Genomic DNA, 15,227 nt, shown 5'->3' with positions numbered 1-15,227 from the left:
GATCGAACCGGCCGGGATCAAGCACCGACGAGACGGAGTCGACGATGACGCTCACCGCACCCGACGCATCCGCCCTGCACCCCGACGGCGACGACGTCGCCGAGCTGCAGGCCCGCTTCGACGCGATCATCGAGGCCGATCAGCGCATCGAGCCGCGCGACTGGATGCCCGAGGCGTACCGCAAGACGCTCATCCGGCAGATCTCGCAGCACGCGCACTCCGAGATCATCGGCATGCAGCCCGAGGGCAACTGGATCTCGCGCGCGCCGAGCCTCAAGCGCAAGGCCATCCTGATGGCGAAGGTGCAGGACGAGGCCGGCCACGGGCTCTACCTCTACTCCGCCGCGCAGACGCTCGGCATCAGCCGCGACGAGATGACCGAGCAGCTCATCACCTCGCGCGCCCGCTACTCCTCGATCTTCAACTACCCGACGCCGACGTGGGCCGACATGGGCGCGATCGGCTGGCTCGTCGACGGCGCCGCGATCTGCAACCAGGTGCCGCTGTGCCGCGCCTCCTACGGCCCCTACGGCCGCGCGATGGTGCGCATCTGCAAGGAGGAGTCGTTCCACCAGCGGCAGGGCTTCGAGATCCTGCTCGAGCTGAGCCAGGGCACGCCCGAGCAGCACCAGATGGCGCAGGACGCCGTGAACCGCTGGTACTGGCCGTCGCTCATGATGTTCGGCCCGCCCGACGACGAGTCGCCCAACTCGGCGCAGTCGATGGCGTGGAAGATCAAGCGCTTCTCGAACGACGAGCTGCGCCAGCGCTTCGTCGGCATGCTCGTGCCGCAGGCCGAGGTGCTCGGGCTCACGCTGCCCGACCCGAACCTGCGCTGGAACGAGGAGACCGGCCAGTGGGACATGTCCGAGATCGACTGGACCGAGTTCAACGAGGTGCTCGCGGGCCGCGGCCCGGCGAACGCGCAGCGCATCCAGCACCGCCGCGACGCCCACGAGGAGGGCGCGTGGGTGCGGGAGGCCGCGGCGGCCTACGCCGAGAAGCAGGCCGCGCGCGAGCGCCAGGCCGCCTGACCGGATTCCCGTTGGTCGAGTAGCCGGCCGCAGGCCGGCGCATCGAGACCGTCCTGACTGACAGAGGAGACGACGATGTCCACACCCGGAGACGTGGCAGGCGAGGGCTGGCCGCTGTACGAGGTGTTCGTGCGGGCCAACCGAGGCCTGAGCCACGTGCACGTCGGCTCGCTGCATGCGCCCGACGACGACATGGCGCTGCGCAACGCCCGCGACCTCTACACCCGCCGCAACGAGGGCGTCTCGGTGTGGGTCGTGCGCTCGAGCGCGATCACGACGAGCGACCCCGACATGAAGGGCGCGTTCTTCGAGAGCCCCGCCGGCAAGAACTACCGCCACGCCAAGTACTACGAGAAGAGCGCGGAGGTGCCGCACCTGTGAACGCCCAGCTGAACGACGCGGAGCTCGCCGAGTCCGCGAAGGCGCCCGAGGCCGCACCGGCGACGCGTCGCGATGCCGCATCGATCGCCGCGCTGCACGAGGCCGAGGCGGCTGACGTGCACGTCTCGGTCGACGACGTCGACCTCACGGCCGAGCTGACGGGGGCGGATGCGTCCACGCAGGCGAGCCCGGACGTCGCGGAGTACGCGATGCGGCTCGGCGACGACGCGCTCATCCTCTCCCAGCGCCTCGGCTGGTGGATCTCGCGCGCCCCCGAGCTCGAGGAGGACATGGCGCTCGGGAACATCGCGCTCGACCTGCTCGGGCACGCCCGCAGCCTCCTGCACTACGCCGGCACGGCATCCGGTCGCTCCGAGGACGACCTCGCCTACTGGCGCGACGAGCACGAGTTCCGCTGCGCGTGGCTCTTCGAGCAGCCGAACGGCGACTTCGCGCACACGATCGCACGCGGCCTCATCGCCGCGATCTACATGCAGGAGCTCTACACCGCGCTCTCGGCGTCGACGGATGCGTCGCTCGCGGCGATCGCGGCGAAGTCGGTCAAGGAGGTCGCCTACCACCGCGACCACGCCGTGCAGTGGACGCTGCGGCTCGCGGGCGGCACGGAGGAGTCGCGCGCGCGGATGCTCGTCGCGCTCACCGACACGTGGCCCTACATCGACGAGCTCTTCCGCGACGACGAGCTGCACGAGCGGCTCGGCGACGTCGCCCCGCTGCCCTCGAGCCTGCGCGCAGGCTTCGACGAGGTGTGGAGCGCCGTGCTCGCCGAGGCCGAGATCGCCGAGAGCGACTACGTCAACCCGAAGATCGGGCACTCCTCGGGCGGCGGCCGCTTCGGCAACCACTCGACGCACCTCGGCCCGATCCTCGCCGAGATGCAGGTGCTCGCGCGCCGCCACCCGGGAGCGACGTGGTGACGATGGCCCCCTCCGCCGCTCGTCGAGTAGGACCGCAGGGCCGTATCGAGACGCGCGCGCCCGATCTCGATACGCCGGCCTCCGGCCGGCTACTCGATCACCGGGTGGAAGAGGCGCGCCGTGCCGCCGCTGCGGTCGCCGACCCCGAGGTGCCCGTGCTCACGATCGACGACCTCGGCGTGCTGCGCGACGTCCGGCTCGAGGGCGGCACGATCGTCGTGACCCTCACGCCCACCTACTCCGGCTGCCCCGCGATCGACCAGATGCGCGACGACGTGCTGCTCTCGCTCACCGCGGAGGGCTTCGGCGACGTGCGGGTCGACTTCACGCTCTCCCCCGCCTGGACGACCGACTGGATGAGCGAGGCCGGCAAGGCGAAGCTCGAGGAGTACGGCATCGCGCCGCCGACGCACCGCGCGGGCGAGCGCTCGGGGCCCATCCCGCTCTCGCTCGGCGTGCAGTGCCCGCGCTGCCGCAGCTTGCGCACCCGCGAGGTGTCGCGCTTCGGCTCGACCGCGTGCAAGAGCCACTTCGAGTGCCTCGCGTGCCTCGAGCCCTTCGACCACTTCAAGGTGCACTGATGGCGGCGATCAACCTGGGCTCGACGGGGCTCGGCTCGTCGACCTCGCGCAAGCGCGCCCGCTTCCACGAGCTCGAGGTCGCCGAGGTGCGACCGCTCACCGCCGACTCGGTCGAGGTGACGTTCGCGGTGCCCGACGCACTGCACGACGACTTCGGCTACGTCGCCGGCCAGCACCTCGCGCTGCGCAAGACGATCGACGGGCAGGAGCTGCGCCGCTCGTACTCGATCTGCCGCCCGCCGACCCCCGGCTCGATCGCGGTCGCGATCAAGCGCGACCTCGGCGGCCGCTTCTCGACCTGGGCGAACAGCGAGCTGCGCCCGGGCGATCGCGTCGACGTCATGGTGCCGCAGGGCACGTTCACCTCGGCGCTCGAGCGCGTCGACGGCGCGCACGTCGTCGGCATCGCGGCGGGCTCGGGCATCACGCCGATGATGGCGCTCGCGCACGAGGTGCTCGCGCGCTCCGAGACGTCGACGTTCTCGCTCGTCTTCTCGAACCGCTCGACGCTCGACGTCATGTTCATCGAGGAGCTCGCCGACCTCAAGGATCGCTACCCCGCGCGGCTCGCGCTGCACCACGTGCTCTCGCGCGAGCAGCGCGCGGCGCCGCTCATGTCGGGCCGCATCGACCAGGAGCGGCTCGAGCGCATCCTCACCGACCTCATCCGCCCCGAGAGCGTCGACGAGTGGTTCCTGTGCGGGCCGTTCGAGCTCGTGCAGCTGTGCCGCGACGTGCTCGAGGCGAAGGGGGTCGATGCGGCGCACGTGCGCTTCGAGCTGTTCACGACCGGTCGGCCCGACGACGCCGGCGGCGACCGCGGCCGGCCCGTGCAGGTCGAGGCGGGCGAGCAGACGTGGACGCTCGACTTCACGCTCGACGGGCAGTCGACGCAAGTGGAGAGCCCGATCGCGGCGCGCGAATCGATCCTCAACGCGGCGCTGCGCGTGCGACCCGACGTGCCGTTCGCGTGCGCGGGCGGCGTGTGCGGCACGTGCCGAGCGAAGGTCGTCTCGGGCAGCGTGCACATGACCGAGAACTACGCGCTCGAGCCGGACGAGCTCGAGCGCGGCTATGTGCTCACGTGCCAGTCGCACCCGCAGCCCCACACCGCGAAGGTGGTCGTCGACTACGACGTCTGACCCCCACCCGCCGCTGGTCGAGTAGCGTCCGAACGACGCGTATCGAAACCCCCGCCCACCCCGCCGCTGGTCGAGTAGCGTCCGAAGGACGCGTATCGAGACCCCCACCCGCCGCTGGTCGAGTAGCGTCCGAACGACGCGTATCGAGACCGATCCGAGATGTCTCGATACGGCCGCTGCGCGGCCTCCTCGACGAACGAGGTACCGACGAAGGAGTCACCCATGATCGAGCTCGCCATCGCCGACGACATCGCCGAGGTCGTGCTGAACGCGCCTGAGAAGCGCAACGCCCTCGACCCATCCGCGCTCGCGGAGCTCTCGGATGCGTACGCCGAGGCCGAGCGCGCGGGCGTGCGAGCGCTCGTCCTCCGCGGCGAGGGGAAGGTCTTCTGCGCCGGCCGCGACATCTCGGGCGTCGACCCGCGCACCGACGACGTCGACGGGTTCCTGCACCAGCAGGTGCAGCCGCTGCTGCAGCGGATGTCGGCGTTCCCCGCGCCCACCTTCGCGGCCGCGCACGGCGCCGCGCTCGGCGTCGGCCTCGGCCTCCTCGTCGCGACCGACGTCGTCTACGTCGCCGAGTCGACGAAGATCGGCAGCCCCTTCGCGGCGCTCGGCGCGACGCTCGACTCCGGCGGCCACGCGCTGCTCTTCGAGCGGCTCGGCGCGCACCGCACGCTCGACCTCATCTACTCCGGCCGGCTCATGACCGGCGCCGAGGCGGTCGCCGCGGGTCTCTTCTCGCAGGTCTTCACCGACGACGCCGTGCTCGAGGCGACGCGCGCGGCGGCCGCGCACGCGGCACAGGGACCGACGCTCGCCTACATCGCCTCGAAGGAGCTCATCCGGGGCCTCCGCGACGAGCGGCTGGGTCTGTGGCAGTCGATGGGCGGCGAGAGCGCGGCGCAGGCGGCGCTCTCGCAGACGGCCGATTACCGCGAGGGCTTCGCGGCGTTCCAGCAGAAGCGCACGCCGACGTTCACCGGTCGCGACTGAGCGTTCTCGCCGCTCGGGGCGCGCTGGGTGGCGTAGCGTGCGGCCATGGACCACTTGAGCGCCCTCGCCGACCTGCAGGAGCAGTTCCTCGAGACGGCGCAGCGCGCGGATCCCGCGACGCCGGTGCCGTGGCTCGGCCGGTGGACGGTGGAGAAGCTCGTCGTCCACCTCGCGCGCATCCACCACTGGGCCGCGGGCCAAGCGCGGCGACAGCAGGAGACCCCGCTCGGCCGCGGCCCCTTCGACGCGCCCGCGCTCTACGCCGAGTGCGCGGCGGAGCTGCGCGAGACGCTCGCCGAGCTCGACCCCGCCGCGCCGGCGTGGACGCTCCTCGACGACGGGGTGCCGCGCGACGAGCGCACCGGGCCGCAGCCCGGCAGCACCGTGCGGTTCTGGCACCGTCGGCAGGCGCACGAGACGCTCGTGCACCTCTGGGACCTGCGCGCCGCGATCGGCGAGGACGTCGCGGCGCCGCCGGAGCGCTGGCTCGACTGCCTGCACGAGGTCGTGACCGTCATGCATCCCCGGCAGGTGCGCCTCGAGCGCGTCGCGCCGCCCTCGGCGGCCATCGCCTTCCAGCCGGAGGGCGCGGGGGCATCCCTCGCGCTCGCGGGAGCGCCCGAGGGCGCCGAGGAGGTGATCGTCGCCGGGTCGTCGAAGTCGCTCGCGCTGCTCGCGTGGGGCCGCCTCCCGCTCGACGCACCGGGCATCGGCGTGCGCGGCAACCGCTCGCTCGCCGCGGCCGTGCTCGGGCAAGGGCTCACGCCGTAGGCGCGACGGCAGCCCTCGTGCGCCATGATGGCTGCGTGACGAGCACCAGCACGAGCACCGCGGGCCTCCCGCCGGTCGGCCAGCCGCTGCACGGCGCCTCCTTCGGCCAGGCGATCAAGCGCTTCTTCCAGGGCTACGTGCAGTTCTCGGGCCGCGCGAGCCGCAGCGAGTTCTGGTGGGCGATGCTGTTCACGACCGTGATCTCGCTCGTCGCGCAGATCCCGTTCTGGATCGCCTACGTTGGTCTCGTCGCGCGCGCCATCGACGCCGAGCGCGCGGGGGCGGGCTCGACCGTCGACCCGAGCTACGTGCTCGCGCCGCTCGGCGCGATGCTCGGCTGGCTCGCCCTCCTGCTCGTCGTCGGGCTCGCGCTGCTGCTGCCGACCTACGCGGTCATGTGGCGGCGACTGCAGGACGCGAACTTCCACGGCGCGTTCGCGCTGCTGAGCGTCGTCGGCTTCGGCATCGTGCCGCTCATCATGTGCATCCTCCCCTCCAACCCGGCGGGCGTGCAGTACGACCCCGCCTACCGGGCGATGTACGGGCAGGGCTACGCCCAGCCCTGGCAGCCCGGGCAGCAGCCGTACGGCCAGGCTCCGTACGGGCAGCAGCCGCACGGGCAGCAGCAGCCGGGCCGGGGCTACGGCCAGCCGCCGACGCAGGGATAGATCAGACCGCCCCAGCCCGGACCCGGGCCGCGGTCACGCGAGCAGCGTCGCGACGCGCTCGGCCGTGCCCCACGAGAGCGTCATGCCCGAGCCGCCATGGCCGTAGGCCGCGATGGTGCGCAGCGCGCGGCCGGGCACCTCCTCGATGCGGAGCCGCTCCCGGCCCGGCCTCAGGCCGACGCCGCGCGACACGATCCGCTGCCCCGCGACGGCGGGCACGAGCCGCGCGCAGCGCTCGAGGATCGCCGCCTCCGTAGCGGGGTCGGGCTCGAGCGACGTCGCACCGGCCTCGTGCGTGCCGCCGAGCACGAGGCAGTCGCGGCGCGGCAGCACGTAGGTGAGGCCCGCGGGATCCTCGTCGTCGATCACGAACTCGGTCACACCGGGGTTCTCGACCCGCACGACCTGCCCGCGGATCGGGACGACGCTCGAGTCGTCGCCGAGCAGCGAGCCCGACCGCACCCCCGCGGCGACGACGGCGACGTCCAAGGCGGGCGCGAGCGCATCCACGTCGTCGACCGCGCGTCGCTCGAACCGCACGCCGAGCGCGGCGCAGCGCTCGAGCAGCCACGGCAGGTAGAGCGACATCGTCGCGAGCGGCACGGTGGTGCGGAGGCCCGTCGCGCCATCGGGCAGCCGGAACACGGGAAGCTCGGATGCGTCGACCTCGGCCGCGTCGACCCAGGCGGTCCAGGAGCGGTCGGGCTCGGGCGAGCGCTCGACGATGACGCCGGAGCGGAGGTCGACGCCCGCCTCCGGATGCTCCGCGGCGATCGCGAGGAAGCGCTCGAGGGTCGCGGCGAGCATCGCGTCGACCGCGGCCGAACGCTCCGCCGCGTAGGGGAACCAGACGGCACCGGCGACCGCGGAGGTCGTCTCGAGCGGGTCGGCATCGGCGAGCACCGTCACGTCGTGCCCGGCGGCCGCGAGCTCGTGGGCGATCGAGAGGCCGATGACGCCCGCGCCGATCACCGCGACGCGATGGCTCATGCTGCGCTCCCCGAGGCCTGCCGACGGATCCGGCTCGACGATACCTCGGCCGTGAAGCCTCACGCGGTCGGAGCAGGCTCGCTGTGGAGCCCGATCTCCTCGAGCGGGTCTCCGCGGTCGATGAAGAGGGATGCGCCGGGCACGGTCGCGGCGCGGAGCCGCTCCATCGCCGCGGCTTCGAGCTCGGGATGGCGTCCGTCGAGCGCGCCGACGCGGATGGCGACGACGAGGTCGAAGGGCTCCTCCCCCGCCTTGAGGCGGAAGCCCTCCGCGTTCACGACCCGGAACTTCAGGTTGCCGGCGTCGGACTGCCGCTCGGCCGCCTGCACCGCCATCATCGAGCGGTCGACGCCGAGCACGAAGCCCTCGGGCCCGACGCGCTCGGCGATCGCGCGCGCGAGCGCGCCGGGGCCGCAGCCGAGCTCGAGCACGCGCATGCCTGGGCGTAGCGGCAGCGCGTCGAGCACCGCGGCGAGCCGAGCGGAGAGAGCGGCCATGGCGCCTCCTTCGTGTCAGGAGAGCATGGCGGGGGACACGCCGGGTGGCAAGCCCCCTGCGGCCCGCGGTGCGGGTCAGGCCGCGGTCACCGCCAGGCTGTCGCCCTCGACGTCGACCCGCACCGTGCCGCGCTCGAGGCCGCCGACGATGAGGTCGGCGACGCGGTCCTCGACCTCGCGCTGGATGAGCCGGCGCAGCGGCCGCGCACCGAACTCGGGCTCGTACCCGTGCTCCGCGAGCCAGCCGAGCGCCGCATCCGTCACCTCGAGCTCGAGCTCCTGCGCGGCGAGCCGCTCGCGCACGCGATCGAGCAGCAGCGTCACGATCTGCCGCAGCTCCTCCGGCTCGAGCTTCTGGAACAGCACGATCTCGTCGATGCGGTTGATGAGCTCCGGCCGCATCTGCTCGCGCAGCTTGCCCATGACCTTCGCGCGCAGCTCGTCGCTCGAACCCGTGCCGTCGCCGGCCTGGAAGCCGATCGGGCCGGCCTTCGACGCGAGGAACTCGCTGCCGAGGTTGGAGGTCATGATGACGACCGTGTTGCGGAAGTCGACCGTGCGGCCCTGGCCGTCGGTGAGCCGGCCGTCCTCGAGCACCTGCAGCAGCAGGTTGAAGACATCCGGATGCGCCTTCTCGATCTCGTCGAGCAGCACGACCGAGTAGGGCTGGCGCCGCACCTTCTCGGTGAGCTGGCCCGCCTCGTCGTAGCCGACGTACCCGGGAGGGGCGCCGATGAGGCGCGCGACCGTGTGCCGCTCGCCGAACTCCGACATGTCGAAGCGCACGAGCGCGCCCTCCGAGCCGAACAGGCTTGACGCGAGCGCCTTCGCGAGCTCGGTCTTGCCGACGCCCGTCGGGCCGAGGAAGAGGAACGAGCCGATGGGCCGCGACGCGTCGCCGAGCCCCGAGCGCGACCGGCGGACGGCCTTCGCGATCGCGCTCACCGCATCCGTCTGCCCGACGACCCGCTCGTGCAGCTCCTGCTCGAGGCGGGCGAGCCGCTCACGGTCGCCCTCGGTGAGCCGCGACGCGGGGATGCCCGTCGCACGCGCGACGACCTCGGCGATCTCCTCCTCGTCGACCGTGCCGTCCTCGCCCGAGCCGGAGTCGATCGCGGCCTGGATCGCCGCGATGCGGTCGCGGATGCGGGTCGCCTCCTCGAACTCCTCGGCCTCGACGGCCTGCCGCTTCTCGTCCTCCAGGTGCTCGCGCTCCTTGACGAGCGCGTCGACGTCGACCTTCGTGCCGAGCCGCAGCCGCAGGCGCGCGCCCGCCTGGTCGATGAGGTCGATCGCCTTGTCGGGCAGGAAGCGGTCGCTGATGTAGCGGTGCGAGAGCTCGACCGCGGCGCGGATCGCCTCGGGTGTGTACGTCACGCGGTGGTGCTCCGCGTAGGCGGGCGCGAGCCCCTCGAGGATCCGCACGGCGTCCTCGACGCTCGGCTCGGCGACGAGCACGGGCTGGAAGCGGCGGGTGAGCGCCGCGTCCTTCTCGATGCGGCGGAACTCCGCGAGGGTCGTCGCGCCGATCATGTGCAGCTCGCCGCGCGCGAGGCGGGGCTTCAAGATGTTCGCGGCGTCCATGCCGCCCTCACCGCCGCCGCCCGCGCCGAGGATCGAGTGCAGCTCGTCGATGAAGACGATGAGCTCGTCCTTGTGCGCGCTGATCTCCTCCATCGCCTTCGTGATGCGCTCCTCGAAGTCGCCGCGGTAGCGCGTGCCGGCGACCATCGCGGTCATGTCGAGGGCGACGACGCGCTTGCCGAGCAGCGACTTCGGCACGGTGCCGGCCTCGGTCTCGCCCTCGACGATCGCGCGCGCGAGCCCCTCGACGATCGCCGTCTTGCCGACGCCCGCCTCGCCGATGAGCACGGGGTTGTTCTTCGTGCGGCGCGAGAGGATCTCGATCGTCTGCTCGATCTCGTCGGCGCGACCGATCACGGGGTCGAGCTCGCCCGCGCGGGCGCGCTCCGTGAGGTCGGTGCCGAACTCGTCGAGCGTCGGCGTCGTCGAGCTCGGGTCGACCGCCTTCGACGGCCGCGCCTGCTGCGCCTCGATCGCGTCGCGCTGCGCCTGCACGGCCGCGCGCTGCAGCGCATCGGGCGTGATGCCCGCCTCCTGCAGGAGCGCGCCGACGGCGCTGTCGCCCGCGACGATGAAGGCGAAGAAGAGGTGCTCGGGGTCGATGTAGCTCGAGCCGTTGGCGCGCGCGATCTGGTAGGCGTCGCGCAGCGCGCGTTGGGCGGATGCGGTGAGCGACGGCGGGGTGGGCATCTCACGATCCCCGTCGGCCGGCATCCGCTCCTCGACCGTCGTGCGCAGCGCATCCGTGTCGACGCCGACGCCCGCGACGGTCGCGCCGACCTGCGGCAGCTCGAGGAGCGCGTGCAGCAGGTGCAGCGCATCGACCTCGGCGTGCCGGTGCTCGCGCGCGTACTCGACGGCGCTCGCCATGACCGAGCTCATGCGCCGCGAGACGAGGCGCGAGAGGTCGATCGAGCGCTGCGCCGGGACGCGCTGTCCTTGCAGGATCCGCGCGATGAAGTCATCGAAGGACCCGTCGCCGCCGAACCCGTAGGTCGGCCCGTAGATCGCGGCCATGTGCATCTCCCTGAAGTCGTCGTGTCGGACTTGAGTGTGCCCGACTCAAGTTTAGACAACGCACACCGTCGATGCGCATTCCCGCCTGCGGCGATCGCTTCCTTGCTGCCTGCTACCCGGGCAGGACCGTGATCGGGCATCGGAGCCCCGGTGCCCGGCTGATGCGCGAGTCCGTCGTCGCGAGCGGGCACTCGAGGGCCTCGGCCAGCGCGACGTAGCCGGCGTCGTACGCGGACAGGTTGTCGCGCAGCTCCCAGATGCGCGGCAGGAGCCCGGTCACCGCGTACCGCGTGATGCCGATGCGGCGCCAGGCTTCGATCGCCGCCCAGCCGTCGTCGGCCGCGATGCGCCCGGACGCGACGATGCGCCGCAGGACGCTCGCGACCTCGAGATCGATCAGGTGGGGAGCGTGCGCCGCCTCTGTGGCGAGCAACGACCTCGCTGCGCCGTCGTCGAGCAGGGCGGAGACTGCGGCCGAGGCATCGAGGACGATCACCGAGCCTCTCGTTCGTCGTCGAGCGCCGCGACCACCGGGGTCGCCCCGACGCCGAGGTCGGGCAGTGCGTCGAGCAGCGCTGCGTTGTCGGCACGGCGCGAGACCTCGGCGAGCTCGCGGACGGCGACCGCACCGACCGACATCCCGTCGCGCTCCGCGAGCCGCTGCAGGCGGCGCGCGACCTCGTCCGGCACGTTGCGCAAGTAGAGCGTCCTCATGTCGCAGAATGCTAGCAAACGTGTCGCAGTAGGCGACAGAGGCGGGCTCGCAGCTCAGCTCAGCTGACCGCCTTCGCGACGAGCTCCGCGATCTGCTGCCGCACCGCGGGGGTGTCGGCGACCACGGCGTAGGACGTCGCCCACATGTCGCCGTCGTCGAGGTTGGCGATGGTCTGGAAGCCGAGCGTCGAGTAGCGCTCGTCGAACTTCGACGCCTGCTGGAAGAACACGAGCACCTTCCCGTCGCGCGCGTAGGAGGGGAAGCCGTACCAGGTCTTCGGGTCGAGGTCGGGCGCCGTCTCGGAGACGACCTCGTGCACCATCTGCGCGAGCGACTTGTCGGGCTCGGGGAGCCCCTCGATCGCGTCGAGCACGTCCTGCCGGTCGCGCTCCTTCTTGTTGCCGCCCTTCGACTGGCGGCGCAGCTCCGCGGTGCGCGCCTTGAGCGCCTCGCGCTCCTCCTTCGAAAGGGTGCCGTCGTCGGCCTTCGCGTCGGTCTTGGCCATGGGGATCCTCCGATCGTCGTCGATCGCGCGAGCCGCGATGCGCACCATCATGCCCGCGCGCATCGCGGCTCGCTTCTCGGATCCTGCGCGGGCTCAGCGCGCCGGCACGGGCTCCCGACGCTCGTCGGGCTCCGCGCCCGCGTTCGTCGACGCATCCGACGCGTCCGCCTCGTCCGAGTCGTCGACGAACGGGCCGTCGCCGCGGGGACCGTCGTAGATGGCCCGGTCGAGGATGCCCTCGCGCTTGGCGACGATCGTCGGCACGAGCGCCTGACCGGCGACGTTGACCGCGGTGCGGCCCATGTCGACGATCGGGTCGACCGCGAGCAGCAGGCCGACGCCCTCGAGCGGGAGGCCGAGCGTCGAGAGGGTGAGCGTCAGCATGACGGTCGCGCCGGTCGTGCCGGCGGTCGCGGCGGAGCCGACGATCGAGACGACCGCGATGAGCACGTACTGGATCAGCGAGAGCTCGATGCCGAAGAACTGGGCGACGAAGATCGCGGCGATCGCGGGGTAGATCGCGGCGCAGCCGTCCATCTTCGTCGTCGAGCCGAACGGCACGGCGAACGATGCGTACTCGCGCGGCACGCCGAGGTTGCGCTCGGTGACGCGCTGCGTGAGCGGCAGCGTGCCCATCGACGAGCGGCTCACGAACCCGAGCTGCACCGCGGGCCAGACGCCCGAGAAGTACTGGCGGATCGACAGGCCGTGCGCCTTGATCAGCACGGGGTAGACGACGAACAGCACGAGCGCGAGGCCGAGGTAGATGGCGCCGACGAACCACGCGAGGGTGCCGAGCTTCTCCCAGCCGTACTGCACGACGGCGTTGCCGAGCAGGCCGACCGTGCCGATCGGGGCGATGCGGATGATCCACCACAGCGCCTTCTGGATCACCTTGAGGGTCGACTCGGTGAAGTCGAGGAACGGCTGCGCCTTCTTGCCGAGCTTGAGCGCGGCGATGCCGACGACCGTCGCGACGACGATGACCTGCAGCACGTTGAAGCCGACCGTCGAGCTGATGACGCCCTCGGCCGACTCGCGCGTCGAGACCGTGAGCCCGAGGAAGTTCTGCGGCACGAGGCCCGTGAGGAAGTCCCACCAGCCGCCGACGCGGCTCGGCTCGCCCGCCTCGAGGCCCGAGCCGTCGACGCGGGCGCCGGGCTGCAGGGTCACGCCGAGGGCGATGCCGATCGTGACGGCGATCGCGGCGGTGATCGCGAACCACACGAGCGTCTGACCCGCGAGGCGCGCGGCGTTCTGCACGCGGCCGAGGCGAGCGATCGAGGCGATGATCGCGGTGAGGATGAGCGGGACGACGGCGGTCTTCAGCAGCGCGACGTAGCTCGAGCCGATCGTCGCGAGCGTCTCGGCGAGCGGGTTGTCGGCGCCGTCGGCGCCGGGGCCGAGCTGCAGGGCGACGAGGCCGAGCAGGACGCCGAGCACGAGCGCGGCGGAGATCTGGAAGCCGAAGGATCCGAGGATCCGGCGAGCGCGTGAGGGCGCAGGCGCGGCAGTGGTGGGCACGGTGCTCCTAGGGATGCGGTGAGGGGATGCGCGGCACGAAGCGCGAGCGCAGGTTCAGTTATAGCGCCCATAACGTGCCATTGTCACTTCGAGCCCCGAGCGAGTCCGCGAGGTCGACGCGGGCAGGGGCTGGCATGGGCAGGGGCTGGCGTGGACAGGTGCTGGCATGGTGTCTGCATGAGCGAAGACGCGAAGGCGACCCTCGTGCGGTACCTCGACGCGCAGCGCGACGCGCTGCGCTGGAAGCTCGAGGGGCTCGGTGAGCGGGAGCTGCGGATGCCGATGACACCGACGGGCACCAACCTGCTCGGCCTCGCGAAGCACGTCGCGAGCGTCGCGGCCGACTACTTCGGGACGTGCGTCGGGCGGCCCTTCCCCGAGCCGCTGCCGTGGAACGCCGACGATGCCGAGCCGAACGCCGACATGTGGGCCGGCCCGGATGAGACCGCGGAATCGATCCTGGCGCTCTGGGATCGAGCGTGGGCCCACGCGAGCGCGACGTTCGAGGCGCTGCCGCTCGACGCCCCCGCGCACGTGCCGTGGTGGGGCGACCGGGCGGACACGACGCTGCACCGGCTCATCGTGCACATGATCGCCGAGGTCGCGCGGCACGCGGGGCACGCCGACATCCTCCGCGAGACGATCGACGGCGCCGCGGGGCTGCGACCCGGCGTCTCGAACCTGCCCGACGTCGACGAGCACTGGTGGGCCGACTACGTCGCGCGGCTGCGCGAGACGGCGGAGGCGGCGGGCACCGAGCGGCCGGGGCAGGGCGGCTCCGGCCGGTAGCGCGATGGCCGCGGGCACGGAATGCGCCTGCCCGCGCTGCGGTTCTCCCGGGCATGCGCAAGCGGATCGGCTTCCTCTCGTTCGGGCACTACCGGAGCGTCGTCGGCTCGCGCGTGCCGAGCGCCGGCGACTCGCTCCGCATGCACGTCGAGCTGGCCGTCGCTGCCGAGGAGGCCGGCATGGACGGCGCCTGGGTGCGGGTGCACCACTTCGACAAGTCGCTCGCGACTCCGTATCCCCTGCTCGCGGCGATGGCCGCCCGCACGTCGAGGCTCGAGCTCGGCACGGGCGTCGTCGACCTGCGCTACGAGCAGCCGCTCGCGATGACCGAGCTCGCGAGCGCCGCGGACCTGCTCTCGGGTGGCCGGCTGCAGCTCGGCATCTCGCGCGGCTCCCCCGAGCCGGCGATCGACGGGCAGGAGCGCTTCGGGCTCGGCCTCGAGGCCGGCGAGCGCTGGTCGGACGTCGCCCGTGAGCGCGCCGCGCACTTCCGCCGGGCGCTGCGCGGCGAGCCGCAGGCTCGCTCGGAGCGCGCGGCGCAGCTCGGCCAGGGCCCCGACCTGCCCGTCGAGCCGCGCTCGCCCGAGCTCGCCGACCGGCTGTGGTGGGGCGCCGGCAACCACACCTCCGGGCTGTGGGCCGCAGAGCACGGCTACCACCTGCTCTCGTCGACGCTGCTGACGCAGGACGACGGCCGGCCCTTCCACGTGCAGCAGGTCGATCAGGTGCGCGACTACCTCGCGGGCTACGCCGAGGCGGGGCACGAGGTGCCGCCGCGCACGGCGGTGACCCGCAGCGCCTTCCCCTTCTTCTCCGACGACGACCGCCGCTACTTCGGGCTCGCCGACGAGCAGCGCGACGGCATCGGGCGGCTCGAGGGCGGTGCGGTGCGGGGAGGCCCGACCTATGCGGGCGAGCCGGAGCACGTCGCCCGCCGGCTGCTCGCCGACGAGGCGGTGCAAGCGGCCGACACGGTGCTCTTCGCGCTCCCGAGCCAGCTCGGCCTCGACTACAACGCCCACCTGCTCGGCTCGCTCGTCGCCGTGGCGCGCGAGCTCGGGTGGCAGGAGGGCTGAGCTTCCCCCGATGGCAGGA

The 15,227-nt window shown here is 72.5% G+C and carries 17 protein-coding genes; 10 read left to right on the top strand and 7 right to left on the bottom strand.

Annotated features, from left to right (window positions below; all coding sequences use genetic code 11):
* Positions 1 to 44 precede the first annotated feature (44 nt).
* The 8 genes from paaA to ACP7BI_RS09130 all read left to right on the top strand — a co-directional run bounded on the left by paaA (position 45) and on the right by ACP7BI_RS09130 (position 6,511).
* Entirely contained in the window at positions 45 to 1,034 is a 990-nt protein-coding gene (gene paaA, locus ACP7BI_RS09165) for a 1,2-phenylacetyl-CoA epoxidase subunit PaaA (RefSeq protein ID WP_425845346.1), read from the top strand.
* 75 nt (positions 1,035 to 1,109) lie between these two features.
* Positions 1,110 to 1,415 (top strand): 1,2-phenylacetyl-CoA epoxidase subunit PaaB, encoded by a 306-nt coding sequence (gene paaB / locus ACP7BI_RS09160; protein WP_026372880.1) that lies wholly within the window; start codon positions 1,110 to 1,112, stop codon positions 1,413 to 1,415.
* An 83-nt stretch (positions 1,416 to 1,498) separates the two neighbouring features.
* Entirely contained in the window at positions 1,499 to 2,353 is an 855-nt protein-coding gene (paaC, locus tag ACP7BI_RS09155; RefSeq protein WP_425845569.1) for a 1,2-phenylacetyl-CoA epoxidase subunit PaaC, read from the top strand.
* Between the two features lie 104 nt (positions 2,354 to 2,457).
* The gene (gene paaD / locus ACP7BI_RS09150; protein WP_425845343.1) at positions 2,458 to 2,934 is read left to right on the top strand and encodes a 1,2-phenylacetyl-CoA epoxidase subunit PaaD; all 477 of its coding nucleotides are present in this window, start codon (positions 2,458 to 2,460) and stop codon (positions 2,932 to 2,934) included.
* Positions 2,934 to 4,076, top strand: coding sequence for a 1,2-phenylacetyl-CoA epoxidase subunit PaaE (gene paaE / locus ACP7BI_RS09145; protein ID WP_425845342.1), 1,143 nt, complete (start codon positions 2,934 to 2,936; stop codon positions 4,074 to 4,076). Before paaD ends, paaE begins: the two co-directional genes overlap by 1 nt.
* Positions 4,077 to 4,298: 222 nt before the next feature.
* Complete coding sequence (locus tag ACP7BI_RS09140; protein ID WP_425845339.1) at positions 4,299 to 5,072, top strand: enoyl-CoA hydratase/isomerase family protein; 774 nt, start codon at positions 4,299 to 4,301, stop codon at positions 5,070 to 5,072.
* A 45-nt stretch (positions 5,073 to 5,117) separates the two neighbouring features.
* Positions 5,118 to 5,843 (top strand): maleylpyruvate isomerase family mycothiol-dependent enzyme, encoded by a 726-nt coding sequence (locus ACP7BI_RS09135; RefSeq protein ID WP_425845336.1) that lies wholly within the window; start codon positions 5,118 to 5,120, stop codon positions 5,841 to 5,843.
* A 35-nt stretch (positions 5,844 to 5,878) separates the two neighbouring features.
* Entirely contained in the window at positions 5,879 to 6,511 is a 633-nt protein-coding gene (locus tag ACP7BI_RS09130) for a DUF805 domain-containing protein (RefSeq protein WP_425845334.1), read from the top strand.
* 33 nt (positions 6,512 to 6,544) lie between these two features.
* Here ACP7BI_RS09130 and ACP7BI_RS09125 read toward each other — a convergent pair whose 3' ends face one another.
* The 7 genes from ACP7BI_RS09125 to ACP7BI_RS09095 form a co-directional block, all read right to left on the bottom strand.
* Entirely contained in the window at positions 6,545 to 7,501 is a 957-nt protein-coding gene (locus ACP7BI_RS09125; RefSeq protein ID WP_425845333.1) for an NAD(P)/FAD-dependent oxidoreductase, read from the bottom strand.
* A 59-nt stretch (positions 7,502 to 7,560) separates the two neighbouring features.
* Positions 7,561 to 7,998 (bottom strand): SAM-dependent methyltransferase, encoded by a 438-nt coding sequence (locus tag ACP7BI_RS09120; protein WP_425845330.1) that lies wholly within the window; start codon positions 7,996 to 7,998, stop codon positions 7,561 to 7,563.
* Positions 7,999 to 8,073: 75 nt separating this feature from the next.
* Complete coding sequence (locus ACP7BI_RS09115) at positions 8,074 to 10,599, bottom strand: ATP-dependent Clp protease ATP-binding subunit (RefSeq protein WP_425845329.1); 2,526 nt, start codon at positions 10,597 to 10,599, stop codon at positions 8,074 to 8,076.
* A gap of 112 nt (positions 10,600 to 10,711) precedes the next feature.
* The gene (locus ACP7BI_RS09110) at positions 10,712 to 11,095 is read right to left on the bottom strand and encodes a type II toxin-antitoxin system VapC family toxin (RefSeq protein ID WP_425845326.1); all 384 of its coding nucleotides are present in this window, start codon (positions 11,093 to 11,095) and stop codon (positions 10,712 to 10,714) included.
* Positions 11,092 to 11,313 (bottom strand): hypothetical protein, encoded by a 222-nt coding sequence (locus tag ACP7BI_RS09105; protein ID WP_425845325.1) that lies wholly within the window; start codon positions 11,311 to 11,313, stop codon positions 11,092 to 11,094. The genes ACP7BI_RS09110 and ACP7BI_RS09105 overlap by 4 nt, the downstream gene beginning before the upstream one ends.
* Positions 11,314 to 11,372: 59 nt before the next feature.
* Positions 11,373 to 11,819, bottom strand: a complete 447-nt coding sequence (locus ACP7BI_RS09100; protein WP_425845322.1) for an iron chaperone — start codon at positions 11,817 to 11,819, stop codon at positions 11,373 to 11,375.
* A gap of 93 nt (positions 11,820 to 11,912) precedes the next feature.
* Positions 11,913 to 13,343: a dicarboxylate/amino acid:cation symporter gene (locus ACP7BI_RS09095; RefSeq protein ID WP_425845319.1), complete on the bottom strand. Its 1,431-nt coding sequence runs from the start codon at positions 13,341 to 13,343 to the stop codon at positions 11,913 to 11,915.
* A gap of 177 nt (positions 13,344 to 13,520) precedes the next feature.
* Here ACP7BI_RS09095 and ACP7BI_RS09090 point away from each other — a divergent pair, with 177 nt between their 5' ends.
* Positions 13,521 to 14,132 carry a DinB family protein gene (locus ACP7BI_RS09090; RefSeq protein ID WP_425845316.1) on the top strand — a complete coding sequence of 204 codons (612 nt, stop codon included), beginning with the start codon at positions 13,521 to 13,523 and terminating at the stop codon, positions 14,130 to 14,132.
* A 53-nt stretch (positions 14,133 to 14,185) separates the two neighbouring features.
* On the top strand, positions 14,186 to 15,208 hold the full coding sequence (locus ACP7BI_RS09085) for an LLM class flavin-dependent oxidoreductase (protein WP_425845314.1): 1,023 nt from the start codon (positions 14,186 to 14,188) through the stop codon (positions 15,206 to 15,208).
* The last annotated feature ends 19 nt before the right edge of the window (positions 15,209 to 15,227 follow it).

This window comes from Agrococcus sp. TSP3-2-1 (assembly GCF_049897585.1).
In the GTDB taxonomy this organism is placed as follows: domain Bacteria; phylum Actinomycetota; class Actinomycetes; order Actinomycetales; family Microbacteriaceae; genus Agrococcus.
Note: the sequence above shows the minus strand (reverse complement) of the source record. Positions and strands in the feature narration are given on the sequence as shown.